The following is a 24,294-nucleotide window of genomic DNA, read 5'->3' on the forward strand; positions in this document are numbered from 1 at the left end:
GCCCCCGGTGTGGGGTCGGCGGCCGGGCCGGGGTCGAACCCGGTGGTGGCGCCGGTGGGCGGGCCGAACGGGGTCGGCTCGGCCCAGCCGGCGGGTATCGCGGCTGGTGAGGGCGGTGATGAACCGCCCGGCTGTGCCGACCCGGGTCGGGGCGGCGGGGCAGCTTCCTCGGTCATGCCTCGATCCTGCTGCCAGGTTCGCCCGAGCGACCTCAGGACCCGACCCTGACCCCACCCTGAGATCCGGGCGGCCGGAATGTCGGGGGCGTCCCCGTGGTCGCGGTACCCCGCAGCGTGTGACGATCGGATCCACCGACCTCGCCCGACCCGCCACCCATGACCCGGGAGCCTCCGATCAGCATCGCGACCCCGCCTCCACGCCTCTACCGCGCCCCCGAGCACCGGATGGCCGCCGGCGTCGCCGCCGGCATCGCCGACCACCTCGGCATCTCGGTGCTGCGGGTGCGGGTCGCGTTCATGGTGCTGCTCGGGCTGAGCGGGCTCGGCCTGCTCCTCTACGCGGCCTTCTGGGCGGTGGTGCCGCTGCGGCCCGGTGACACCGCGGTGCCGCCCCGGCGGGACGTGGCCCAGCTCCTGCCGTTCGTGGGGATCGGCCTCGGGGTCCTGTTGATCCAGGTGATGGTCTTCGACTCGGTCGGCGCGGCGGGCACCGCCGGCTGGCTGGTGGCCATCATCGCGGTCGGCGCCGGAGTCATCTGGCACCAGTCCGCGCCCGAGCGGCGGCGGCGCTGGGGCGACACGATGCCGGTGCCCTGGCTCGGCGCGGTGGTCGAGGAGAGCGACCGGCGGGCCTTCGTGCTGCGGTTCATCGGCGGTGGGGTGCTGGTCGCGGTCGGCATCATCGGCGTCGCGGCGGTCTACTCGCCGGCACAGAACTTCGACGCCGTGATCAACGGGGTCATCTTCGCGCTGGTCGGGCTGGCCGGGGTCGGGGTGGTCGCGGCGCCGGTGCTCTGGCGGACGTACAACCAGCTCCGCTCGGAGCGCGAGGGGCGCATCCGCGAGCAGGAACGGGCCGAGCTGGCCGCCATGGTGCACGACCAGGTGCTGCACACGTTGGCCCTGATCCAGCGCAACGCCGCCGACGTCAAGACGGTGCAGCGGCTGGCCCGGGGGCAGGAACGCTCGCTGCGCAACTGGCTCTACAAGCCCACCGCGTCGCCGAACGAGCGTCTCGCGGCGGCGCTGGAGCAGGCCGCGGCCGAGGTCGAGGACACCTTCGCGATCACGGTGGAGGCGGTGGTGGTCGGTGACCGGGAGAACGACGAGCGGGTCGACGCGCTGGTCGCCGCCGCCCGGGAGGCGCTGGTGAACGCGGCCCGGCACGCGGGGGTGCAGACCGTGTCGCTCTACGCCGAGGTGGAGCCCGATCAGGTCAGCGTCTTCGTCCGGGACCGGGGAGCGGGCTTCGACCCGGATACCGTGGAGGACCACCGGCACGGCGTACGCGGCTCGATCATCGGGCGGATGAAGCGGCACGGCGGACGGGCCGAGATCCGGTCCGGCCCGGGGGAGGGGACCGAGGTCCGGTTGATCCTGCCGATCTCCCGGGACTCGTCCGCAGCGGAGAGGAACAGATGACCATGGCTGAGCAGTCGATGGAGCACCTCGACCCGGCGGAGGCCCGCCCCGAGCGGTTGCGGGTGTTCCTGGTGGACGACCACGCCATGTTCCGGGCCGGGGTGCGCGCGGAGCTGGGCGCCCACGTCGAGGTGGTGGGCGAGGCGAGCACGGTGGCCGAGGCGGTCACCCGGATCGCCGCGACCGGACCGGACGTGGTGCTGCTCGACGTGCACATGCCCGACGGCGGCGGACGCGCGGTGCTGGAGGCGATGCGGCGTAGCCACCCGCAGGTGAAGTTCCTGGCGCTGAGCGTCTCCGACGCGGCGGAGGACGTGATCGGGCTGATCCGCGCCGGTGCCCGGGGTTACGTCACCAAGACCATCTCGCCGGACGAGCTGGCGGCGGCGATCCGTCGGGTGGCCGACGGTGACGCGGTGTTCAGCCCGCGGCTGGCCGGGTTCGTGCTGGACGCCTTCGCGGCCCGGCCGGACGCCCCGGTGGCCGATCCGGAGCTGGACCAGCTCACCAACCGGGAGCGGGAGGTGCTGCGGCTGCTCGCCCGGGGGTACGCGTACAAGGAGATCGCGAAGGAGCTGTACATCTCCATCAAGACCGTGGAGACGCACGTGTCGAACGTGCTGCGCAAGCTCCAGATGTCCAACCGCTACGAACTCTCGCGATGGGCGGCGGACCGCCGGCTCGTGTGACCCTGCTCAGGTGGTCCGCAGCACCGTGAACGCCCCGGCCAGCCGGCCCGGCGGCAGCCCCGCGTCGGCGGCGACCTCGGCGAGCCGGTCGTGGATCCAGGCCGGCACGTCCAGGTGACCGGTCTGTGAGTGGTGGGCGCGCATCGCGGCCACCTTGCGGTCGTACCGGTCGGTGATGTCGACGGCGTGGTCCGGGGCGGGGCCGCCGGCGTACCAGACCTCCCGGACCACCCACGGCTCCAGCCCCTGGGCCAGCAGCTCCGGGAACGCGAACGGGTTGCGCGCGTCCGGATAGATGGCGCAGGTGGTGGCCTCCCCGACCGCCAGGTGGTCCGGGTGGCTCGGCCCGGCCAGCAGGTCCCAGCGGCGCAGCGGAGAGCTGGTCAACACCCGGTCGGGTCGGAACCGGCGGATGGCCGCGGCGATGTCCCGGCGCAGCGCCGGCGTCGAGGTCAGCGTTCCGTCGGGGTACCCGTCGAGGAAGTCGACCTGCCGCACGCCCGCAATGGCGGCCGCGGCCCGCTGCTCGGCCTCGCGCAGGCGGGGCATCTCGGCCCGGTCGGTGTCGTCGAAGCCGCCGGCGTCGCCACGGGTGATGATCAGATAGGCGACCTCGACGCCCTCGTCCACCCAGCCGGCAATCGTGCCTGTGCAGCCGAAGTCGACATCGTCCGGATGGGCAAAGACCGCCAGCGCGCGGCGGACGTCGGACAGCACGGGAGCGGACGCCGGAAAGCTCACAGAACCTGAGACTACGCCGGGCGCCGGTGTCCGGCTGGACCACGTATTTCCTGCTCAGAGCTGCCCGACCCGACCCTTTTATGATCAATTTTCAAGTATCGGCAACGTGGCGGGCAACTAACGGCTTGATAACGGCACCTTCACGGAAGAGGCCAGTGGGTGTCACAGTGGCAGCACCTCACCCTCGGTGTGCGGCACTCCGTACGGCCCACGACCACGACCTCCGCTGTTTCGCGGCCGGTTCGTGGCTGTGTCGCCTGCGTCGGGTCGCGCCTCGTCGGGTGGGGAGCCCGGCGGATCGGAACATCAGGGGTGTCTCCAACTTCCCTGTGAACCCGGCGACCCGCGCCCCGGGGTGGTCGGGCGGTGTCACCCCCAGACGTGCGTGAAACCCACGACGGAACCAGGCTTAGAAAGAGGAGGCCCCTCGGAATGAGAGTCTCGAAGCGGGCGACGAGCGCGATCGCGCTCAGCGCGGCTGCCGCGCTTGTCGCGAGCGGTTGCTCGAGCGGTGACGGCGACGGCGACGCCGCCGCCAGCAAGGACGGCTCGATCGTTATCCACGGCGTCCAGCCGGAGAACCCGCTGGTCCCGGCGAACACCACGGAGACCGGCGGTGGCAAGGTCATCGACTGGCTGTGGACCGGCCTGGTCGAGTACCCGAACGACGGTGGGGCCCCGCGCAACGCGCTGGCGGAGTCCATCAACACCACGGACTCCAAGGTCTTCACGATCAAGATCAAGAAGGGTACCAAGTTCCACGACGGTACCGAGGTGAAGGCGAAGAACTTCGTCGACGCCTGGAACTGGGCCGCCTACTCGCCGAACGGCGCGCAGAACGGCACCTTCTTCTCGGACATCGCGGGCTTCGACAAGACCTACACGTCCGACCCGGACGGCGAGGGCCCGAAGAAGGCTCCGCCGCCCTCGGCCGAGAAGCTGTCCGGCCTGAAGGTCGTCGACGACCAGACCTTCGAGGTCACCCTGGCGGCCCCGACCGCGGTCTTCCCGACCAAGCTCGGCTACAGCGCCTTCATGCCGCTGCCGGACGTGTTCTTCACCCAGAAGCCCGAGGAGTTCGGCAAGAAGCCGATCGGTAACGGCCCGGTGAAGTTCCTGTCGTGGGAGGACAACGTCCTCATCAAGCTGACGCGCTTCGACGACTACAACCTGCGCGACACCATGAAGGTCAAGGACGTCGACGTCAAGCTGTACCAGGACGAGACGGCGGCCTACAACGACCTGCTGGCCAACAACCTGGACTTCCTGGAGTCGATCCCCACCTCGGCGCTCGCCGGTGACAAGTGGAAGACCGACCTCGGTGAGCGGGGTCTGTCGACCACCACGCCGACGACCGGCCTGATCGCGTTCCCGATGTACGACAAGCGCTTCCAGAACCCGAAGCTGCGTCGTGCCGTGTCGCTGTCGATCAACCGCCAGGAGATCACGGACAAGATCTTCTTCGGTACCCGCAAGCCGGCCGACAGCTGGGCGAACCCGCTGACCCCGGGCGCCAAGCCGGGCAACTGCACCGCCTGCAAGTTCGACGCCGCCGAGGCCAAGCGGCTCCTGGCCGAGGCCGGTGGCTTCACGGGTGAGATGGTCTTCTTCTACAACACGGACTCCAGCCACAAGGACTGGATGGACGCCGTTGCGCAGCAGGTCAAGACCAACCTCGGCATCAACGCTCGCGCCGAGGGCATGCCGACCTTCGCGGTCTTCCGCCAGCAGGTCAACGCGCACAAGATGACCGGCCCGTACCGTGCCGCCTGGCAGCAGGACTACCCGGACGTGGAGAACTGGATCAACCCCCTCTACGTGACTGGTGGCTCCTCGAACGACGGCCTCTACAGCAACCCGCAGGTCGACGCCCTGGCCAAGGCCGCTGGCGCCGCACCGAGCCTGGAGGCCTCGCACGAGCAGTTCTCCAAGGCTGTCGAGCTGGTTGACCAGGACGTCCCGAGCATCCCGGTCTACTTCTACGGCCAGCAGTCCGGCCACTCGGAGAAGATCAAGAAGCTCGAGCTGAACAACGTCGGCGAACTCGACATCACCTCGGTCGAGCTCTGATCCGAACGGTCTGACCCCGGGTCGGGCTCGCCACATCCGGTGAGCCCGACCCGGGGCCGTTCCGCGAGTGAGTGTTACAACATTCCACTCGCCACGTTGTCACCACCGTGTCGGCCGTCCGACGCGCCCCCTGTCTGGAGGACCACCCCATGGGCCGTTATCTGTTGAGACGGCTGCTCCAACTCGTGCCGGTCTTCATCGGTACGACGTTCATGATCTACGCCCTCGTCTGGGCCGTTCCGGGCGATCCGTTCGCCGGCAAGTGCGGTGACCGCCGCTGCCCGGACCAGTACATCGCCTTCATGACCGAGAAGTACCACCTCGACCAGAACGTCTTCGTGCAGTACGGCAACTACATGAAGAACCTGCTCCAGGGCGACTTCGGTCAGACGTTCCAGCAACGCGAGATCAGCGACATCATCGCGACCGCCTACCCGAACACCCTGAAGCTGGCCCTGGTGGCGCTCAGCATCGAGGCCGTGATCGGCCTCGGCGCCGGCGTGCTGACCGGTCTGCGGCGCAACGGGTTCCTGGACAACCTGGTCCTGGTCTCCACCCTGTTCCTGATCGCGCTGCCGGTCTTCGTCGTCGGCTTCGTGCTTCAGTGGCTGCTGGGCGTGCAGTGGGGCATCATCAAGCCGACCGTCTCCTCCGAGATGCGGCTCTCCGAACTGATCGTGCCGGGCTTCGTGCTGGGTAGCGCGTCAGTGGCGTACATCGCGCGGGTGGCACGAACGAGCATCGCGGAGAACCGCCGCGCCGACTACGTGCGTACCGCCATCGCCAAGGGCCTTCCGATGCGCCGGGTGGTGGGCGTGCACCTGCTGCGCAACTCGCTCATCCCGGTGGTCACCCTGCTCGGCACCGACCTCGGTGCCCTGATGGGCGGCGCGATCGTCACCGAGGGCATCTTCGGCATCAACGGAATCGGCCGCCAGGTCTTCCGCGCGATCATCACCAAGGAAAGCGCTACCGTGGTAGGGATCGTGGTCGTCCTCGTGCTGGTCTATCTCCTGATGAACCTGCTGGTTGACCTGCTCTACGCCGCCCTGGACCCGAGGATCCGCTATGAGTGACCCGAGTACCGCATCGATCGTCAGCACCCCTCCCGCGCAGTCGACCGACGCCGGCGCACCCACCACCGCTGGCCTGCCCCAGAGCAACGAGAAGCCGCGCGGCCTGCTCGGTGACGCCTGGCGGGACCTGCGGCGCAAGCCGCTGTTCTGGATCTCGGCCACGCTGATCGTGATCTTCCTGCTGATGGCGGCCTTCCCGGCGCTGTTCGCCCCGGGCGACGCGGTCAACGGCACGCTGGCCCGCAGCCTCGACAAGCCTTCCGCCGACGGCTGGTTCGGCTATGACGTGCAGGGCCGCGACGTCTACGCCCGGGTCATCTACGGCGCACGAGCGTCGATTGTGGTCGCCGTGCTGTCCGTGGTGGGCACCCTGCTCCTCGGTGGAACCATGGGCATCATCTCCGGCTACCGCGGTGGTTGGGTGGACGCGCTGCTCAGCCGGATCGCCGACGTCTTCTTCGGTCTGCCGTTCGTGCTCGGCGCGATCGTCATCCTGACCACGTTCAACGGGTCGGGCGCCGGCAACAGCAAGGCCGAGATCATGGGCCTGGTGATCGCCTCCCTGATGGTGCTGAGCTGGCCCGTCGTGATGCGGCTGATGCGCTCCTCGGTGCTCGCCACCAAGGAGGCCGACTACATCGTCGCGGCACGCGCGCTGGGTGCCGGCACCGGCCGGATCATCCTCAAGCACCTGCTGCCGAACTGCCTGGCCCCGCTGCTGGTCTACGGCACGATCATGGTCGGCTCGTTCATCGGCGCCGAGGCAACCCTGTCGTTCCTGGGCGTCGGCCTGAAGTCGCCGGTGGTGTCCTGGGGCATCATGATCAGCGACGGGCAGCAGTTCATCCGGGTCGCGCCGGGGCTGGTGTTCTTCCCCGCCGCGTTCCTCGTCACCGCCGTGCTGAGCTTCGTGATGCTCGGTGAGGCGGTCCGCGAGGCCCTCGATCCGAAACTCCGCTAGGGGAGATCCAGTTGTCCGACATTCTCGTGTCTGAGCAGTCCGCGCCGGGAACCGGCGGCTCCGGACGTCCCTCCGGCCGGCTGCTCGAGGTCGACGACCTGCGGGTGGAGTTCCGTACCCGGGACGGCGTCGCCAAGGTCATCAACGGGGTGACGTACCACGTCGACGCGGGGGAGACCCTCGCCGTGCTCGGCGAGTCCGGCTCCGGTAAGAGCGTCACGGCGCAGACCATCATGGGCATCCTCGACACCCCGCCCGGCTTCGTCACCAATGGGCAGGTCCGCTTCCACGGCAAGGACATGCTCACCATGTCCAGCGAGGAGCGCCGCCGCATCCGCGGTGAGGGCATCGCGATGATCTTCCAGGACGCGCTCTCCGCGCTGAACCCGGTCTTCACCGTCGGGTTCCAGATCGCCGAGCAGTTCCGGATCCGGCGGGGCATGGGTCGCGCGGAGTCCAAGAAGCGCGCCATCGAGATGCTCGACCAGGTCAAGATTCCGAACGCCAAGGGCCGGTTCAGCAACTATCCGCACCAGTTCTCCGGCGGTATGCGGCAGCGCGCCATGATCGCGATGTCGCTGGCGCTCGATCCTGAGGTGCTGATCGCGGACGAGCCGACCACCGCGCTCGACGTGACCGTGCAGGCCCAGATCATGGACCTGCTCGCCGAGCTTCAGCGTGAGCGGCAGATGGGCATGATCCTGATCACCCACGACCTCGGCGTGGTCGCCGACGTCGCGGACCGGATCGCGGTCATGTACGCGGGCCGGATCGTCGAGGAAGCCGACGTGTACGACCTGTACGCCAAGCCGGCGCACCCGTACACGTTGGGTCTGATCGACTCGATCCCGCGGCTGGACGAGAAGGGGCAGCAGCTCCGGACGATCAAGGGCCTCCCGCCGAACCTGATGAACATCCCGCCGGGCTGCCCGTTCAACCCGCGCTGTCCCATGGCTCAGCCGGTGTGCCGGGAGAAGCTCCCGCCCCTGCTGCAGGTGGGCACCGCACGGGCCAGCGCCTGCCACTTCGCCGAGGAGCTGGTGAACCGTGTCTGAGAACATCATCGAGGTCCGTGACCTGGTCAAGCACTACCCCGTGACCCAGGGCGTGGTGTTCAAGAAGACCGTCGGTCAGGTCAAGGCGGTCGACGGGGTCTCGTTCGGTCTGCGCGCCGGTGAGACGCTGGGTGTGGTCGGTGAGTCCGGCTGCGGCAAGTCGACCCTCGCCCGGGTGCTGATGAACCTGGAGCGGCCGACCGCCGGCAGCGTGGTCTACAAGGGCCAGGACATCTCCAAGCTCTCCGGCGGTGCGCTGCGGCGCCTCCGTCGGCAGATCCAGCTGGTGATGCAGGACCCGTACACCTCGCTGAACCCGCGGATGACCGTCGGTGACCTGCTCGGTGAGCCGTTCGAGATCCACCCGGAGGTGGCGCCGAAGGGCAGCCGCCGGGCGAAGGTCAGGGAGCTGCTCGACCTGGTCGGGCTCAACCCGGAGCACATCAACCGGTACCCGCACCAGTTCTCCGGCGGTCAGCGCCAGCGCATCGGCATCGCCCGGGCGCTCGCGCTGCGGCCCGAGGTGATCGTCTGCGACGAGCCGGTGTCGGCGCTGGACGTCTCCATCCAGGCCCAGGTGATGAACCTGCTGGAGCAGCTGCAGGGCGAGTTCGGGCTCTCGTACGTCTTCATCGCGCACGACCTGTCGGTGGTCCGCCACCTCTCGGACCGCGTCGCGGTGATGTACCTCGGCAAGATCGTTGAGATCGGCACCGAGGACGAGATCTACGAGCGGCCGACCCACCCGTACACCCAGGCGCTGCTCTCGGCGGTGCCGGTGCCGGACCCGACCCAGCGGCACAACAAGACGATCATCCGGCTCACCGGTGACGTGCCGTCGCCGATCAGCCCGCCCTCGGGCTGCCGGTTCCGGACCCGCTGCTGGAAGGCGCAGGACGTCTGCGCCGAGCAGGTCCCGCTGCTGGAGATCCGGCCGAGCTCGGACCACCCGAGCGCCTGCCACTTCGCGGAGAAGCGCGAGATCGTCGCGAGCCACGAGGCCGCCTGAGTCACCGGAACCGCCTGCCGACGTCTACCACGACGACGGCAGGCGGTTTCGTCTGTCCGGGGCCCGCTCCGGCGCTGCGCGGCCGCCGTGCCGGCCGGCCGGCCCCGGCGGCTCACAGCGGGCCGCGCCCCGCCCGGAGCAGCAGCAGCGCCAGTTGGGTGCCGTCGGCGCCGAGCGCGACCCGGAAACGCTCCAGGATCTCCCGTTCCCGGGAGAGCACCAGGCGCGTACCGCCCGACGCCATCCGGGTCGCCCCGACCTCCTGGGACAGCGTGGCCCGCTCGTGCCAGAGCGAGATCATCGCGTTGTCGATCTCGTCGATCCGTTCCCTGATCTGCACGATCCGTGCGGCGGCGGCCGGCTCCGCGGTGCCGGTCCGTGCCTCGGCCGGCCCCCCGTCCTCGGCCGGTGGCGCCACCCCTGCCGCGGGTCCGCTTCCGTCGACCGGGGGCTGCTCCGCCCCCGGTCGGACCGGCCCGCCGCTCTGCTCCGCCACGTCTGTCATCATCGGGTACCTCTCGCACTGTCGTGCCCGGTGCCCGGATCCCGGGACGAAAAAGCCCCGGGCTCCAGGAGCCCGGGGCTTTCGCAGGTCTGATCGATCAGGCGCGACCTACGGCTGCCGGACTCCCGGTGCCGTAGTAAAAGTAGTAGCGCTGAGCGAACACGCCGTCGAGTATGCCCATGCGGCCGGCCCCTGCGCAAGGATTCGGTGTCAACAGGGCACCTTCTCTGCTCCGGCACGTCCCTGGAGCCGTGACCCTGGGTGCCCGCCAGGTTGCTGTCACCGTCGTCGTCCCGCGTCGGCGGTCGGGCGCGCCGACGACGACGCCGCGCGGTCGGGGAAGTGTCCGGCCGGCGGCATAGACTTGTCGCGCGATGCATCCTCTCTTCGACATTCCCGCGTCCCCGCCTGCGCCGGAGTCCGCACAGGCCCGTCCGGACCGGCCCCGGCCGGCCGCCGTCCGCCTCGATCCGCAGCAGCTGCTCGCCGGGCTGAACGGGCCGCAGAGCGACGCGGTCACCCATGCCGGCTCGCCGCTGTTGATCGTCGCCGGCGCGGGGTCCGGCAAGACCCGGGTGCTCACACACCGGATCGCGTACCTGCTCGCCGCTCGGGACGTGCACCCCGGAGAGATCATCGCCATCACCTTCACCAACAAGGCGGCCGGCGAGATGAAGGAGCGGGTGGCCGCGCTGGTCGGCCCGCGGGCCCGGCTGATGTGGGTGTCGACGTTCCACTCCGCGTGTGTCCGGATCCTGCGCGCCGAGCACGAGCACGCCGGGTTGAAGTCCACGTTCTCGATCTACGACGCGGACGACTCACGCCGGCTGATGCAGCTGGTCACCCGCGAACTGGACCTCGACCCGAAGCGCTATCCGGCGCGCGGGCTGGCCGCCCAGGTCTCCAACCTCAAGAACGAGCTGGTCGACCCGGAGCAGTTCGCGGAGCGGGCCAAGGGGCCCAACGAGCGGGCGCTCGCCGAGGCGTACACGCTCTACCAGCGGCGGCTGCGCGAGGCGCACGCTCTGGACTTCGACGACCTGATCATGACCACCGTGCATCTGCTCCAGTCCCATCCGCACGTGGCCGAGAGCTACCGTCGCCGGTTCCGGCACGTCCTGGTCGACGAATACCAGGACACCAACCACGCGCAGTACACGCTGATCAAGGAGTTGGTCTCCGGCACCGAGGGGCTCCAGGCGGCCGAGCTGTGCGTCGTCGGTGACGCCGACCAGTCGATCTACGCGTTCCGGGGCGCGACGATCCGCAACATCCTGGAGTTCGAACGGGACTTCACCGACGCGCGGACGATCCTGCTGGAGCAGAACTACCGCTCCACCCAGACCATCCTCAACGCGGCCAACGCGGTGATCGACCGGAACACCTCCCGCAAGCCGAAGCGGCTGTGGAGTGAGGCCGGCGCCGGCGAGCAGATCGTCGGCTACGTGGCCGACACCGAGCACGCCGAGGCGGACTGGGCGGCCCGGGAGATCGACCGGCTGGTCGACGCCGACGAGACCCGCCCCGGCGACGTCGCCGTCTTCTACCGCACCAACGCCCAGTCCCGGGTCTTCGAGGAGGTGTTCATCCGGGTCGGCCTGCCCTACAAGGTGGTCGGCGGGGTGCGCTTCTACGAGCGCAAGGAGGTCCGCGACGCGCTCGCGTACCTGCGTTCGGTGGTCAACGACGACGACACGGTGAGCCTGCGACGGGTGCTGAACACCCCGCGCCGGGGGATCGGCGACCGGGCGGAGGCGTGCGTCGAGGCGCTCTCCAGCCGCGACCGGATCTCCTTCGGCGCAGCCCTGCGCCGGGCCCGCGAGGCGCCGGGCATCTCCAGCCGGGCGGCCAACGGCATCGACGACTTCGTGGCGCTGCTCGACGGCGCCCGGGAGCTGGCCGAGACCGGCACTCCGGAGGAGGTTCTGGAGGCGCTGCTGACCCGCTCGGGCTACCTCACCGAGCTGGAAGAGAGCCTGGACCCGCAGGACGCCGGCCGGGTGGACAACCTCCAGGAACTGGTCAGCGTCGCCCGCGAGTACACCGAGCGGATCGAGGCGACCGGCGCGGAGGGCGAGCGGGCCACCCTGGCGGGCTTCCTGGAGCAGGTCGCACTGGTCGCCGACGCCGACCAGATCCCCTCCGACGACCCCGACCATCAGGGCGTGGTCACGCTGATGACGCTGCACACCGCCAAGGGGCTGGAGTTCCCGGTGGTCTTCCTGACCGGGCTGGAGGACGGCGTCTTCCCGCACCTGCGCTCGCTGGGCGACACCCGCGAGCTGGAGGAGGAGCGCCGGCTGGCGTACGTCGGCATCACCCGGGCCCGGCAGCGGCTCTACCTCTCCCGGGCGGTGACCCGCTCGGCCTGGGGGCAGCCGGCCTACAACCCTCCGTCGCGGTTCCTGGAGGAGCTACCGCCGGAGCTGGTGCACTGGGAGCGCACCGAGGGGTCGTACACCTCGTGGGCCGGTGGGGGCGGCGGCGTCGGTGGTCGCGCGGACCGCGCGCCGGGCGTTCGGGGCACCTTCAGCGGGGGCACGCCGAAGGCGGCCCAGCTGGCCAAGCGGCTCGGGGTGGACGGCAGCCGACTGACCACGGCCAGCGAGCTGCCGCAGGGACCGAAGGTGGCGGCCGGTGACCGGGTCAACCACCAGCGGTACGGGCTGGGGCGGGTCGTCGCCGTCGAGGGGCACGGCCCGGGCGCCCGCGCGCAGATCGACTTCGGTGACCAGACCATGTGGCTGGTGCTGCGGCACGCCCCGATCGACAAGCTCTGACCCGAAACGCGCGGGCCGGAGGTCCGCTGCCCACGATCCGCACTGCTTCAGGGAAAGGGTGGTCTCGGCACCGCCGGAGGCCACTCTTTCCCTGAAGTTGCGTGCGCTAGCGGTGCGGCTGTGGGATTTCGGCGAAGCCTTGCGGGCGCCGGGCGATGTAGGGTCCGGCGGGAGGTGCGCGGATGAGTTTCCGGCTGGCGGCGTACGCCGTGTGCATCGAGGATGAGCGGGTCCTGCTCGCCCGTTACGTCCCACCGCCGGGCGGCAGTCACTGGACCCTCCCGGGCGGCAAGGTCGAGCACGCGGAGGATCCGTTCGATGCGGTGATCCGGGAGCTCGCCGAGGAAACCGGCTGCGACGGGGTGGTGGAACGCCTGTTGGGTGTGGACTCGAGAGTGATTCCCGCTGCCGAGGCGCATCGGGGGATCGAGCACCAGAACGTCGGCATCTTCTACCGAGTGCGTATCACCGGCGGCGCTCTCCGGCCCGAGCCGAACGGCGAAACCGCCGAGTCGGTCTGGACTCCGATACCCGACGTAGCTCAGCTGCGCCGATCAGGGCTTGTCGACATCGGCCTCGCACTGGCGCACACCCTTCCGGTGACCGGCCACGTCGCCTCCGTTCCGGTCGGCGGTCTCATTCAGCACTGAGACCGCCGCCGTACGGACACTTCTCGCAGAGAGGGCTCAGCAGCCGAGGTCGACGCCGCGCGTCCGCATGAACGGCGCCGGGTCGATCTGGTTCCACATGCCCTGGTGCACCTCGAAGTGCAGGTGCGGGCCGGTGGCGTCGCCGGTGGCGCCCTCGTAGCCGATCACCTGACCGGCCTTGACCTTCTGACCGACGGTGACCGCGATGCGGCTCTGGTGGGCGTAGTGGGTCAGGTAACCGTTGCCGTGGTCGACGAAGACGGAGTTGCCGTACCCGTCGGCGGCGTCACCGGCCTGGACCACGGTGCCGGCGGCCGCGGCGTGGATCGGCGTGCCGGACGGCAGCGCCAGGTCGATGCCGGCGTGCAGAGTGCCCCAGCGCTGGCCGTAGCAGGAGGTGACCGAGGCGCCCGGCATCGGGTCGACCCAGGCCGGCGTCGGCTTCGCGGTCTTCTTCGGCTTGGGCTTCGGCTTCGCGGTGGCCGTCTTCGTCGGCGTCGGGACGGCGCTGGCCGCCGTCGGGCTCGCGGTCGGGCTGGCCGAGGGGGAGATCGGAGCGCTCGACTCGCGGGTGGAGCGGTCCGCCCGGCTGGCCGCCTCGGCCCGGGACTGCGCGTCCAGGGAGACGGCGGTGGGCGCCGGGCGGTCCGGGCCGGTGGTGGCGACGGCGACGCCCCCCAGGCCGAGGGCAACCAGGGCGGCCGCGCCGAGCACGATGAGGCGGTTCCGCCGGCCGGCGCGCCGCGGCTGCTCGGTGGCGGTGTCGGGGGTGTTCTCGTTCTGGACGGAGCTGTCTTCCTGCACGGCGGACCTTCACAGTCGAGGGGCACTTGACCTCGAAATACTGGTGTCGGGCCGAGCCGGGACAGGTACGGGGACCAGGCCGCCAGCCGACCCGCCGGGTGCTGCCTGCCCGGATATGACCCGGTCCGTGGTGATCCATCCGCAAAACTGATCTTGTCGACCGGTGGCGTCGATCACAGTCAGTGCTGTGACCCAGCAGACATTCACCCCGCCGGGGCAATGAAAAACCGCCCGGATCGACTGATCCGGGCGGTGAACGGTCGGTACGCAGCGTCAGGGCGCGGCTACCTCGCTCTAGTTTGCTTCGATCTGCAGCTGGATGTCCACATTGCGTTCCTGCAGGAACGGCACGGGGTCGATCGGCTCGCCCTTGACATGGAGCTCAAGGTGCAGGTGGGTGCCGTAGGCGTGGCCGGTCTGGCCGACCAGGCCGAGCTGGTCGCCCGCCTTGATTTGCTGACCCTCCTTGACGCTCAGCGCGGAGGAGTGGCCGTAGATGGCCTCGCTGCCGTCGGCGTGCTGGACGATCACCGCGTAGCCGTACCCGCCGAACCAGCCGGCCTTGGTGACCAGCCCGTCGTGGATCGCCACGTACGGCGTGCCCTCGGGGACGACCAGATCCACGCCGGTGTGCATCTTGCCCCAGCGCACCCCGTAGGGGGAGTTGAAGTCGTAGCCCTGGAGCGGCAGCCGCCAGATCTCGGGCTCGGCCGCGTCCTCGACCCGGCTGTCCCGGGAGGCGCGGTCGGCGTTGTCCGCACGGGCCGCGGCGTCCTGGCTGGTGACCGACGCCTGCTTGAGCTCGTCGAGCACCGAAGGGCTGACGTCCTTGGCGTCCGGCAGGGCGCTGGCGCCGAGCGCGACGATGCCGGCTCCGACGAAGGCGGTCGTGACGACCGCGGCGTAACGGCTACGCGGGGGGGTGGGTACGCGGCGACGACCGCGATATCTATCGGGCTCAGACGACAGGCGCTGGCGCACGCACACCCTCCGTTGTCGGGGTTCCGAGGCGGCCGGTGGACGTTCGTGAAGCTCTGCTGAACGTCTGCTGACCGCGTCGTCACCCGTCCTGGGACTTGATGACAACCGTGGACACGTTAGCCAACCACCAGGCGACTCACAAGCCAGAGCGTCGAATTGGCGTGTCGATCTGTCCGTTTGCGTCCGTGATTGTCACGCCTCGTGACGTCAATCGGTGCCCTCGTTACTGCCCGTTCGTCGCCGACCGTGACCGGTCCGGCGGAGTCGTCCGGCTTGACGGGGAGGTGGGACGGAGTCCGCCGCGTGACCACGCCCTACTCCCGGTGACCGTGCCCCCGGGGCACCGCGCCGCCGCCCGGTTTCCCGGCCCGGATTTCCCGGGCCCGGTCGGCCGGGTTACCGTTCGTTCAGGTGAAGGCCGTGGAGCCGGTGAAAGGTGTGCGCTGATGAGCTCTCGTATTCGGGTCGTCGTCGCCAAACCAGGCCTGGACGGCCACGACCGGGGCGCCAAGGTGGTCGCGCGGGCCCTGCGGGACGCCGGGATGGAGGTCGTCTACACCGGCCTGCACCAGACTCCCGAGCAGATCGTGGAGACCGCCATCCAGGAGGACGCCGACGCAGTCGGTCTCTCCGTCCTGTCGGGCGCGCACATGACGCTCTTCCGTCGGGTGCTGGAGTTGCTCGGCGAGCGGGACGCGCGGGACATCGTCGTGTTCGGCGGCGGCATCATCCCCAACGGCGACATCCCCGAGCTGGAGAAGCTGGGCGTCGCCAAGATCTTCACGCCGGGCGCCACCACCCAGTCGATCGTCGAGTGGGTCCGGCAGAACGTCGCGCAGCCGGTCGCCTGAGGCGCGCCGGAAGGGGCCGTCGGACGGGTCCGGGCACGGGGGAGGGGCCGGACGCACCCCTCACACGTCCGGCCCCTCTATGCACGATGCCCCGCCGCCACCCCTCGACCGACAGGGCATCGGCCGTCTCCCGTCATCGCGCTGTTCAGCGCTCCGACACCTGACTCAACGACGCCCCGACGGCCGGGTTACGCACCCGCGGCAACATCGCCCGGACGGCTGACGCCACCCGCGCCGCGCCCGGAACCGGCCCCCCCGACGCCCGGTTGTGCATTACCGCACACCGCGCACCCGCTCGGTTGCCGGCCGTGCCCACCTCGCTAGGCTGCGGCCAATGGCCTGTGTCAAGTGATGACAGGCGTCAAACTGTTTTCTGAACGCTGGTGGCGGCGCGACGGCGCGCCGCGGAGACGGGACGGGACGCGCAATCGTGGACCTGTACGAGTACCAGGGGCGGGACCTGTTCGAGCGGCACGGCTTGCCCGTGCTTGCCGGCGGCGTCGCCACTACCCCGGAGGAGGCCCGCGCGATCGCCGAACGCCTCGGCGGTCGGGTGGTCGTCAAGGCGCAGGTGAAGGTCGGCGGCCGAGGCAAGGCCGGCGGCGTCAAGCTGGCTGAGGGCCCGGATGAGGCGGTGGCCAGGGCCACCGACATCCTCGGCATGGACATCAAGGGCCACACCGTCCACAAGGTCATGATCACCGTGACCGCGGACGTGGCCGAGGAGTACTACTTCTCGTACCTGCTCGACCGGGCGAACCGCACCTTCCTCTGCATCGCCAGCGTCGCCGGCGGTATGGACATCGAGCAGGTCGCCGCCGAGACCCCGGACCGCGTGGTCAAGGCCCCGATCGACGCGAACGTCGGCGTGGACGAGGCCAAGGCGCGGGAGATCGTTTCCGCCGCCGGCTTCCCGGCCGAGGTCGCCGACCAGGTGGTCGAGGTGGCCGTCGGCCTGTGGCAGGCGTTCGTCGCCGAGGACGCCACGCTGGTCGAGGTGAACCCGCTGGCGAAGAACGGCGACGGGCGGATGCTGCTGCTCGACGCGAAGATCACGCTGGACGAGAACGCCGCGTTCCGGCACCCGGACCACGAGGCCCTGGTCGACCAGGCCTCGGTGGACCCGCTGGAGCAGGCCGCCAAGGAGAAGGACCTCAACTACGTCAAGCTCGACGGCGAGGTCGGCATCATCGGCAACGGCGCGGGTCTGGTCATGTCCACCCTCGACGTGGTCGCGTACGCCGGTGAGCGGCACGGCAACGTCAAGCCGGCCAACTTCCTCGACATCGGCGGCGGCGCGAGCGCCGCGGTGATGGCGAACGGCCTGGAGATCGTCCTCTCCGACCCGTCGGTGAAGAGCGTCTTCGTCAACGTGTTCGGCGGCATCACCGCCTGCGACGCGGTCGCCAACGGCATCGTGCAGGCGCTGGCCCTGCTCGAGCAGCGTGGCGAGAAGGTCACCAAGCCGCTCGTCGTCCGGCTCGACGGCAACAACGCCGAGGCCGGCCGGGCGATCCTCGACGACGCGAACAACCCGCTGATCCAGCGGGTCGACACCATGGACGGCGCGGCCGAGCGGGCCGCCGAGCTGGCAGCTGCGGGGGTCTGATCATGGCTATCTGGCTGACCAAGGACTCCAAGGTCATCGTGCAGGGGATGACCGGTTCCGAGGGTTCCAAGCACACCCGGCGGATGCTCGCCGCCGGCACCAACGTCGTCGGTGGCGTCAACCCGCGCAAGGCGGGCCAGAAGGTCGACTTCGACGGCACCGAGCTTCCGGTCTTCGCGTCCGTGGCGGACGCCATGGCCGAGACCGGGGCCGACGTCACGGTCATCTTCGTGCCGCCGCAGTTCACCAAGGCCGCCGTGGTCGAGGCGATCGACGCCGCGATTCCGCTGGCCGTGGTGATCACCGAGGGTGTGCCGGTGCACGACACCGCCGCGTTCTGGGCGTACAACCTGGCGCAGGGTGAGCGGACCCGGATCATCGGGCCGAACTGCCCGGGCATCGCCTCGCCGGGCGCCTCCAACGCCGGCATCATCCCGGCCGACATCACCGGCTCCGGCCGGATCGGCCTGGTCAGCAAGAGCGGCACGCTGACCTACCAGATGATGTACGAGCTGCGCGACATCGGGTTCTCCACCTGCGTCGGCATCGGTGGCGACCCGATCATCGGGACGACCCACATCGACGCCCTGAAGGCGTTCGAGGCCGACCCGGAGACCGACGCCATCGTCATGATCGGTGAGATCGGCGGCGACGCCGAGGAGCGGGCCGCCGAGTTCATCAAGGCGAACGTCACCAAGCCGGTGGTCGGCTACATCGCCGGCTTCACCGCGCCTCCCGGCAAGACCATGGGCCACGCCGGGGCGATCATCTCCGGCTCGGCCGGCACCGCCGAGGCGAAGCAGGCGGCGCTGGAGGCGGTCGGAGTCAAGGTCGGCAAGACGCCGACCGAGACCGCGAAGCTGATGCGGGAGATCATGTCCGGCAACTGAGCCGGCCAGGCAGCACCGCAGGGGGTCGACCGGTTCCGGTCGACCCCCTGCGCGTACCACCTCCGGAGCCGCGTCGACGGAACCCCGGCCTGCGGTACGAGCGTCGGCTCGTCAGCTGACCAGCCCGCTCAGTCGTTGTTCCAGAACGGGTAGTTTCCGGTGGAGCGCAGGATCGCCCCGCCGATGATGTTGATCACGCCGAACGCGATGGCGAGGTAGCCGAGGACCGGCGACTGGTTGTACCGCCGGGCGTCGCGGATGGACAGGTAGCCGAAGATGATGCCGAGGATGCCGCAGCAGATCAGGCCCAGCACGATGCCCAGCACGCCCCAGAGCGTGGTCCGGTCCCGTCCCCTCGGCGGTGGCGGCGGGTATGCGCTCGTCACGGCAACCTCCCGGCGGTCCTGGGCGATGGGCCGACCGGACCGCGACCGGCGGACCCCGACCCGGGCGGCGGCGACAGCCGACCCCTCAGGGCCGAGGCTAGACCGGACCGGGCGTCCCAAAGCCCGATTCGGTCAACTCGCCGCCCGTCGGGGCGGGTTAACGGACTGCTCCGGCAGGCGCGACGTGCCAGAGTAGAGCGGATGTCCCCCGTCACCCCTGACCATCCCAGCCGTGCCGGCGGTGTGAGCGCCGACGACCGGCCGCTCGGCCGTGCCGCGCCGGCCCGACGGGTGCCCGCGCCCCGCGCCGGCGAGTCGCCGCGCGGGCGCGCACCACTGCCCGTCGCCGCCGGGGTGGCCGCCGGCTGGGCCGCGCTCACGTCGTACCTGCCGGTCGCCATCGTGCTCGGCCTGGTCCAGCTCGGCGCGGATTCCGCGACGCTGAGCGGCACCCTGCGCACCGCGTTGGCCGGGTGGCTCCTCGGGCACGGGGTGCCGCTGCGCACCGAGTCCGGCCCGTTCGCGCTCGCCCCGCTGGCGCTGACCGTGCTCGCACTCTGGCGGCTGAGCCGGGCCGGAGTGCACGTCAGCCGCGCGATCGGCGCCCGCGGCACCCGCTCACCACGCCGGGCGTTGCTCGCCGCGGTCGCGGTCGGTGTGGCGTACGCGCTGCTCGGCGCCCTGGCGGCCGTTCTGCTCGGCGCCGGTGGGCCGGACGCGTCCCCGGTGCGGGCGGCAGCCACGTTCGCGGTGGTCGGCACGCTCGCCGCGCTGGTCGGCGCGACCCGGATCACCGCCGTCACCCGGCTGCTCGTCGCCCGGATGCCGGGCCCACTACGTGCCGGCGTACGCACCGGGCTGGTGGCCGCGCTGCTGCTGCTCGGCGCGGGCGCCGGCGCGGCCGGCCTGGCGGTGGCCACCGGCGGCGGTGACGCGGCGGACATGATCGGGGCGTACCGGACCGGGGTGGCCGGGCAGGCCGGGATCACGCTGGTCAGCGTGGCGTACGCGCCGAACGCCGCGATCTGGTCGACGAGTTATCTGCTCGGGCCGGGCTTCACGGTCGGCGTCGACACCGCGGTCCGCACCAGTGAGGTGTCGGTCGGCGCGCTGCCGGCCGTACCGCTGCTCGCCGGCCTGCCGCGCGGCCCGGTGGACGGCCTCGGCGCCCTGCTGCTCGCGGTGCCGGTGCTGGTCGGGATGGTCGCCGGCTGGCTGCTCGCCCGCCGCGTGGCCCGGGCCGCCGGGCCGGAACGGCCCCCGCAGCGCTGGGCGGAGCTGCTGGCGCCGGCGGTGCTGGCCGGGCCGGTGGCCGGCGTGCTGGTCGGCGTGGCAGCCGCGATCTCCGGTGGCCCGCTCGGCGCCGGCCGGCTGGCGCAGCTCGGGCCGGTGGCCTGGCAGGTCGGGCTCGTGGCGGCCGGTGTCATCGCGGTTGGCGCGCTGCTCGGTGCCGCCGCCACCCGCGTGCTCACCCGAGCCCCGGCGCAGTGACCGTTCACCGCCGGTGCGACCGCGGGGCGCCCCGGACGAATCCGGAGCGCCCCGTCACGAACGGACCGGTCAGGGCTGGGTCGGCAGGCTGACCTGCGCCACGACGCTCAGGATGATCAGCAGGATGCCCAACCCGACGGCGACCGCGCCGCAGATCAGGCCGGCCTTGGCCTGCCCGGCGTTGCTGGCCTGGCCCTGGGCGGCCTTCTGACGGCCCAGGTAGCCGGTCACCACGGCCGCGATGCCGAGCGGGATGCCCAGGTAGAAGCAGCAGAGCAGCGGGATCGCCGCGATGCCGAGAATCATCGACACCAGGCCGAGGGTGTTGTTCTGGCCCTGCTGCTGCGGGTAGCCGGCGTTCGGGTACGCCGGCGCGCCGTACGGCGGCTGCTGCTGCTGGCCGTACGGGTCCTGACCGGGGTTACCGGGCTGCATTCGAAGCTCCTTGGACTGGTTCCGTCAGTAGCTGTTGTTGTCGCTACTCATGATCGCGCCCAGACCGCCCAAAGCACAGCACACCAGGAAGATGGCATACCACGCGATGCCCACGATCAGGGCCACTTCGACCACTTCCGCGACTCCGCGGCGGCCGTCTGGGCCCCGGCGTAGTCGCCCTGCTGGAGCAGCGGGTTGACCTTCGACGCGTTGATGATCGCCGGGATGGCCAGCGGCCAGAAGAGGAAGATGGCGACGATCGACATCGTCATGTTGTTGTTGATCGGTGGCGGCTGCTGCTGGGGGTGGTAACCGGGCTGCACGGGGTGCTCCTCATTCCAACGACACGGCTGGCGTGCCGGATCAGCGACGGGGGTGCGGGCCGGCGCGGCGTCCAGCCCGAGCGACCGGCAGCGTACCGGGTCGATGCCCGTCCGCACTGTCAAAGATCGGCGCGCCGCCCAGCCGATGGGTGTCCTGACCTGCCCGATAGGGTGGCCCGGTGACCGAGCCCGCGTCCGTCGCCCGCATCGTCGTCCTCGTCTCCGGCTCCGGGAGCAACCTTCAGGCGCTGCTGGAAGCCGCCGCCGACCCCGCGTACGGCGCACAGGTCGTCGCGGTCGGCGCGGACCGCGACGGCATCGCGGGCCTGGACCGGGCCGCGGCCGCCGGCGTGCCGACGTTCGTCGAGCGGGTCCGCGACCACGACACCCGGGAGGACTGGGACCGGGCGCTCACCGCGCACGTCGCGAAGCACCAGCCCGACCTGGTCATCTCCGCCGGGTTCCTCAAACTGGTCGGCCCGCACTTCCTCGCCGCCTTCGGTGACCGCTACCTGAACACACACAACACCCTGCTGCCGGCGTTCCCCGGCATCCACGGCCCGCGCGACGCTCTCGCCTACGGCGTGAAGCTCACCGGGGCCACGCTCTTCTTCGTCGACGCCGGTATGGACACCGGGCCGATCGTGGCGCAGGTCGCGGTCCCGGTGCTCGACTCCGACGACGTGGAGACGCTCACCGAGCGCATCAAGGAAGCTGAGCGGCGCCAGCTCGTCGAGCAGGTCGGCCGTCTGGTCCGCGAAGGCTGGACCATCACCGGAAGGAAGGTCACGGTTCCGTGAGTTCCACTCAGGACGGGCGCCGCCCGATCAGGCGGGCGCTGGTCAGCGTCTACGACAAGACCGGGCTGGTCGAGCTGGCCCAGGCCCTGCACGCCGCCGGTGTGGAGATCGTGTCCACCGGCAGCACGGCGGGCACCATCGCCGCCGCCGGGGTGCCGGTGACGCCGGTGGAGACGGTGACCGGCTTCCCCGAGGTGCTCGACGGCCGGGTGAAGACCCTGCACCCGAAGGTGCACGCCGGTCTCCTCGCCGACCTGCGCAAGGACACGCACGTCGCGCAGCTCGACGAGCTGGGCGTGGCCGCGTTCGACCTGCTGGTCTCCAACCTCTACCCCTTCCAGGCCACCGTCGCCTCCGGCGCCAGCGTCGAGGAGTGCGTGGAGCAGATCGACATCGGTGGCCCGGCGATGGTCCGGGCAGCGGCCAAGAACCACGCGTCGGTCGCCGTGCTCACCAACCCGGCCGGCTACCCGGCGCTGCTCGCCGCGCTCGGCGAGGGCGGGTTCACCCTTGCCCAGCGCCGCGCCCTGGCCGCGCGGGCGTTCGCCGACATCGCCGAGTACGACATGGCCGTGGCCCGGTGGTGCGCGCAGGAGCTGGCGCCGGCCGACGACTGGTGGCCGCAGTACGCCGGGCTGTCGCTGCGCAAGTCGACCGGGCTGCGGTACGGCGAGAACCCGCACCAGCCGGCCGCGCTCTACACCGACCCGGACGCCCCGGCCGGGCTGGCCCAGGCGGAGCAGCTGCACGGCAAGGAGATGTCCTACAACAACTACGTCGACGCGGACGCCGCCTGGCGGGCCGCGAACGACTTCGCCGACCAGCCGGCCGTGGCGATCATCAAGCACGCCAACCCGTGCGGCATCGCGGTCGGCGCGGACGTGGCCGAGGCGCACCGCAAGGCGCACGCCTGCGACCCGGTGTCGGCGTACGGCGGGGTGATCGCGGTCAACCGGCCGGTCTCGGTCGAGATGGCCCGGCAGGTGGCCGACATCTTCACCGAGGTGGTGGTCGCCCCCGGCTTCGACGAGGGCGCGGTCGACGTGCTGCGAGCCAAGAAGAACATCCGGCTGCTGCGCGCGCCGTCCTGGACCCCGGCGCTGGTGGAGTTGCGGCAGGTGACCGGTGGCGTGCTTGCCCAGGTCGCCGACCGGGTGAACGCCCCCGGCGACGACCCGACGACGTGGCGGCTCGCGGCCGGCGAGGCGGCGGACGAGGAGCTGCTGCGCGACCTCGCGTTCGCCTGGCGGGCGGTGCGCGCGGTGAAGAGCAACGCGATCCTGCTCGCCAAGGACGGCGCCACCGTCGGGGTCGGGATGGGCCAGGTCAACCGGGTCGACTCGGCGCAACTGGCGGTCCGCCGCGCGGGCGCCGAGCGGGCTCGGGGATCGGTGGTCGCGTCGGACGCCTTCTTCCCGTTCGCCGACGGCCCGAAGATCCTCATCGACGCCGGCGTCCGCGCCATCGTGCAGCCCGGCGGCTCGATCCGCGACGAAGAGGTCATCGCCGCCGCCAAGGAAGCCAACGTCACCATGTACCTAACCGCCACCCGCCACTTCTTCCACTAACCCCAGCCCCGCCGTGCCCCCGGGCCCGTCCGAGCCGGTCGATCATGGAGTTGTGGTGCCTCGCAAAAGCCGCTGAACAGTACGATCCGGCCACCACAACTTCATGATCGACCGGCAGGACGGGGCGCGGGGTTACCAGTCGCCGCCGCCGAAGTCGCCGCCGCCGAAGTCACCGCCACCGAAACCGCCGCCGCCGAAGTCCCCACCGGCATAGTCCCCGCCGCCGTAGTCCCCGCCGGCGTAGTCCCCGCCGCCCTGGTCGCCACCGTCGAAGCCCTGGTCGCCGCCCTGGTCACCGGCGTCCGCGCCCTGCTCGGCGCCGTCACCGAAGCCCTCCTGGTAGCCCTCGTCGTAGCCATACCCCGGGTCGGCGAAGGCGGGCGAGAACAGCGCGTCGGCGATCAGGATGCCGCCGAGCACACCGGCTCCGGCGCCCAGCGCGGTCTTCCACCAGGGCGTCGAGTACCAGCCCGCCGGCACCGGCCGGCCCTGGTAACGGCCACCGGGGTAGTAGTAGGGCGTTTCCCGACCCGGCTGCGGACCCGCCCGGAAGGTCTGCCCCTGCACGTCGACGGCACGCTCCTTGGTGAGCTGCCCGACGCCGCGCGCGGCGGCCAGCGGCGGCACCTCGGGCCCCGGATCGATCCCCAGCGCCGTCCGCGCCGCCCGGATGTACGCCAGCCCCTCCAGCGCGGTCTCCCGCGCCAGAGCGAACTGCTGCGGCGTACGCGCCTGCTCCAGCTGCGAGCCGGCCGCGTTGTACCGCTCACCGGCGTCGGACAGGGCCTGACGGACCGCCGGCTCGTCGCCGTGCAGGTTCATCAGCTGGCCGCCGAGGCGCTCGTACCAGCGTTGCGCCTCCGCCCGGGCGTCACCGAGTTCGGTGCGCTGCCGGGCGGTGGACTGGGCGCGGATGATCGCCGCGGCGCCCAGCACGCCGACCACCACGATGGCGAGGCACAGCAGAAGTTCCATGTCAACGAACGTACCCCCGGGGGTCACGTCGTATCCGTCTGGCA

23 protein-coding genes are annotated in these 24,294 nt (G+C 70.9%); 15 read left to right on the plus strand and 8 right to left on the minus strand.

Translation table 11 applies throughout. The features are described 5' to 3' along the window. The first annotated feature begins 335 nt into the window (after positions 1-335). Together EAD98_RS13570 and EAD98_RS13575 are read left to right on the plus strand one after the other, a co-directional pair. On the plus strand, positions 336-1,601 hold the full coding sequence (locus tag EAD98_RS13570) for an ATP-binding protein (protein ID WP_121654406.1): 1,266 nt from the start codon (positions 336-338) through the stop codon (positions 1,599-1,601). A gap of 2 nt (positions 1,602-1,603) precedes the next feature. Then, positions 1,604-2,290: a response regulator transcription factor gene (locus EAD98_RS13575; protein WP_199723394.1), complete on the plus strand. Its 687-nt coding sequence runs from the start codon at positions 1,604-1,606 to the stop codon at positions 2,288-2,290. Positions 2,291-2,296: 6 nt separating this feature from the next. Here the strand turns inward: EAD98_RS13575 and EAD98_RS31830 are convergent, their stop codons facing one another. Beyond that, positions 2,297-3,031, minus strand: coding sequence for a PIG-L deacetylase family protein (locus EAD98_RS31830; protein ID WP_305035343.1), 735 nt, complete (start codon positions 3,029-3,031; stop codon positions 2,297-2,299). Between the two features lie 432 nt (positions 3,032-3,463). Here EAD98_RS31830 and EAD98_RS13585 point away from each other — a divergent pair, with 432 nt between their 5' ends. The 5 genes from EAD98_RS13585 (at position 3,464) to EAD98_RS13605 (ending at position 9,202) form a co-directional block, all read left to right on the plus strand. Next, positions 3,464-5,101, plus strand: coding sequence for an ABC transporter substrate-binding protein (locus tag EAD98_RS13585; RefSeq protein ID WP_121654408.1), 1,638 nt, complete (start codon positions 3,464-3,466; stop codon positions 5,099-5,101). 149 nt (positions 5,102-5,250) lie between these two features. Beyond that, a complete protein-coding gene (locus EAD98_RS13590) occupies positions 5,251-6,177 on the plus strand; it encodes an ABC transporter permease (RefSeq protein WP_121654409.1) in 927 nt (308 codons plus the stop codon). Further along, positions 6,170-7,138 (plus strand): ABC transporter permease, encoded by a 969-nt coding sequence (locus tag EAD98_RS13595; RefSeq protein ID WP_121654410.1) that lies wholly within the window; start codon positions 6,170-6,172, stop codon positions 7,136-7,138. Before EAD98_RS13590 ends, EAD98_RS13595 begins: the two co-directional genes overlap by 8 nt. Positions 7,139-7,164: 26 nt before the next feature. Further along, the gene (locus tag EAD98_RS13600; protein WP_121654411.1) at positions 7,165-8,193 is read left to right on the plus strand and encodes an ABC transporter ATP-binding protein; all 1,029 of its coding nucleotides are present in this window, start codon (positions 7,165-7,167) and stop codon (positions 8,191-8,193) included. Next, on the plus strand, positions 8,186-9,202 hold the full coding sequence (locus tag EAD98_RS13605; RefSeq protein WP_121654412.1) for an ABC transporter ATP-binding protein: 1,017 nt from the start codon (positions 8,186-8,188) through the stop codon (positions 9,200-9,202). Before EAD98_RS13600 ends, EAD98_RS13605 begins: the two co-directional genes overlap by 8 nt. A 112-nt stretch (positions 9,203-9,314) precedes the next feature. Here EAD98_RS13605 and EAD98_RS13610 read toward each other — a convergent pair whose 3' ends face one another. Beyond that, on the minus strand, positions 9,315-9,710 hold the full coding sequence (locus tag EAD98_RS13610; protein WP_121654413.1) for a chorismate mutase: 396 nt from the start codon (positions 9,708-9,710) through the stop codon (positions 9,315-9,317). 371 nt (positions 9,711-10,081) lie between these two features. On the opposite strand from EAD98_RS13610, the gene pcrA reads away from it, so the two are divergent. Together pcrA and EAD98_RS13620 are read left to right on the plus strand one after the other, a co-directional pair. Continuing rightward, complete coding sequence (pcrA, locus tag EAD98_RS13615) at positions 10,082-12,487, plus strand: DNA helicase PcrA (RefSeq protein ID WP_121654414.1); 2,406 nt, start codon at positions 10,082-10,084, stop codon at positions 12,485-12,487. A 182-nt stretch (positions 12,488-12,669) separates the two neighbouring features. Further along, positions 12,670-13,137 (plus strand): NUDIX hydrolase, encoded by a 468-nt coding sequence (locus EAD98_RS13620; RefSeq protein WP_121654415.1) that lies wholly within the window; start codon positions 12,670-12,672, stop codon positions 13,135-13,137. 36 nt (positions 13,138-13,173) lie between these two features. Here the strand turns inward: EAD98_RS13620 and EAD98_RS13625 are convergent, their stop codons facing one another. Together EAD98_RS13625 and EAD98_RS13630 are read right to left on the minus strand one after the other, a co-directional pair. Then, positions 13,174-13,941, minus strand: coding sequence for a M23 family metallopeptidase (locus EAD98_RS13625; protein WP_121654416.1), 768 nt, complete (start codon positions 13,939-13,941; stop codon positions 13,174-13,176). A 294-nt stretch (positions 13,942-14,235) separates the two neighbouring features. Further along, positions 14,236-14,922, minus strand: coding sequence for a M23 family metallopeptidase (locus tag EAD98_RS13630; RefSeq protein WP_121654417.1), 687 nt, complete (start codon positions 14,920-14,922; stop codon positions 14,236-14,238). Positions 14,923-15,368: 446 nt separating this feature from the next. Between EAD98_RS13630 and EAD98_RS13635 the strand changes: the two genes are divergently transcribed. The 3 genes from EAD98_RS13635 to sucD all read left to right on the plus strand — a co-directional run bounded on the left by EAD98_RS13635 (position 15,369) and on the right by sucD (position 18,272). Continuing rightward, a complete protein-coding gene (locus tag EAD98_RS13635) occupies positions 15,369-15,773 on the plus strand; it encodes a cobalamin B12-binding domain-containing protein (protein WP_074314422.1) in 405 nt (134 codons plus the stop codon). Between the two features lie 430 nt (positions 15,774-16,203). Next, entirely contained in the window at positions 16,204-17,382 is a 1,179-nt protein-coding gene (gene sucC / locus EAD98_RS13640; protein ID WP_089019038.1) for an ADP-forming succinate--CoA ligase subunit beta, read from the plus strand. A 2-nt stretch (positions 17,383-17,384) separates the two neighbouring features. Next, a complete protein-coding gene (sucD, locus tag EAD98_RS13645) occupies positions 17,385-18,272 on the plus strand; it encodes a succinate--CoA ligase subunit alpha (protein WP_121654418.1) in 888 nt (295 codons plus the stop codon). Positions 18,273-18,400: 128 nt separating this feature from the next. Here the strand turns inward: sucD and EAD98_RS13650 are convergent, their stop codons facing one another. Further along, a complete protein-coding gene (locus EAD98_RS13650) occupies positions 18,401-18,658 on the minus strand; it encodes a DUF4190 domain-containing protein (protein WP_121654419.1) in 258 nt (85 codons plus the stop codon). A gap of 201 nt (positions 18,659-18,859) precedes the next feature. Here EAD98_RS13650 and EAD98_RS13655 point away from each other — a divergent pair, with 201 nt between their 5' ends. Then, positions 18,860-20,149 carry a DUF6350 family protein gene (locus EAD98_RS13655; RefSeq protein WP_121654420.1) on the plus strand — a complete coding sequence of 430 codons (1,290 nt, stop codon included), beginning with the start codon at positions 18,860-18,862 and terminating at the stop codon, positions 20,147-20,149. 69 nt (positions 20,150-20,218) lie between these two features. On the opposite strand, the gene EAD98_RS13660 is transcribed toward EAD98_RS13655, so the two are convergent. Further along, positions 20,219-20,584 carry a DUF4190 domain-containing protein gene (locus EAD98_RS13660; RefSeq protein ID WP_121654421.1) on the minus strand — a complete coding sequence of 122 codons (366 nt, stop codon included), beginning with the start codon at positions 20,582-20,584 and terminating at the stop codon, positions 20,219-20,221. A gap of 116 nt (positions 20,585-20,700) precedes the next feature. Then, entirely contained in the window at positions 20,701-20,907 is a 207-nt protein-coding gene (locus EAD98_RS13665) for a CD225/dispanin family protein (protein ID WP_233583814.1), read from the minus strand. A 179-nt stretch (positions 20,908-21,086) separates the two neighbouring features. Between EAD98_RS13665 and purN the strand changes: the two genes are divergently transcribed. Next, positions 21,087-21,707, plus strand: a complete 621-nt coding sequence (gene purN, locus EAD98_RS13670; protein WP_121654422.1) for a phosphoribosylglycinamide formyltransferase — start codon at positions 21,087-21,089, stop codon at positions 21,705-21,707. Next, positions 21,704-23,275 carry a bifunctional phosphoribosylaminoimidazolecarboxamide formyltransferase/IMP cyclohydrolase gene (gene purH / locus EAD98_RS13675; protein WP_121654423.1) on the plus strand — a complete coding sequence of 524 codons (1,572 nt, stop codon included), beginning with the start codon at positions 21,704-21,706 and terminating at the stop codon, positions 23,273-23,275. The genes purN and purH overlap by 4 nt, the downstream gene beginning before the upstream one ends. Before the next feature lie 132 nt (positions 23,276-23,407). Here purH and EAD98_RS30945 read toward each other — a convergent pair whose 3' ends face one another. After that, the gene (locus tag EAD98_RS30945; protein WP_158609794.1) at positions 23,408-24,250 is read right to left on the minus strand and encodes a hypothetical protein; all 843 of its coding nucleotides are present in this window, start codon (positions 24,248-24,250) and stop codon (positions 23,408-23,410) included. Positions 24,251-24,294 lie beyond the last annotated feature (44 nt).

The organism is Micromonospora sp. CV4 (assembly GCF_003667455.1).
In the GTDB taxonomy this organism is placed as follows: domain Bacteria; phylum Actinomycetota; class Actinomycetes; order Mycobacteriales; family Micromonosporaceae; genus Micromonospora.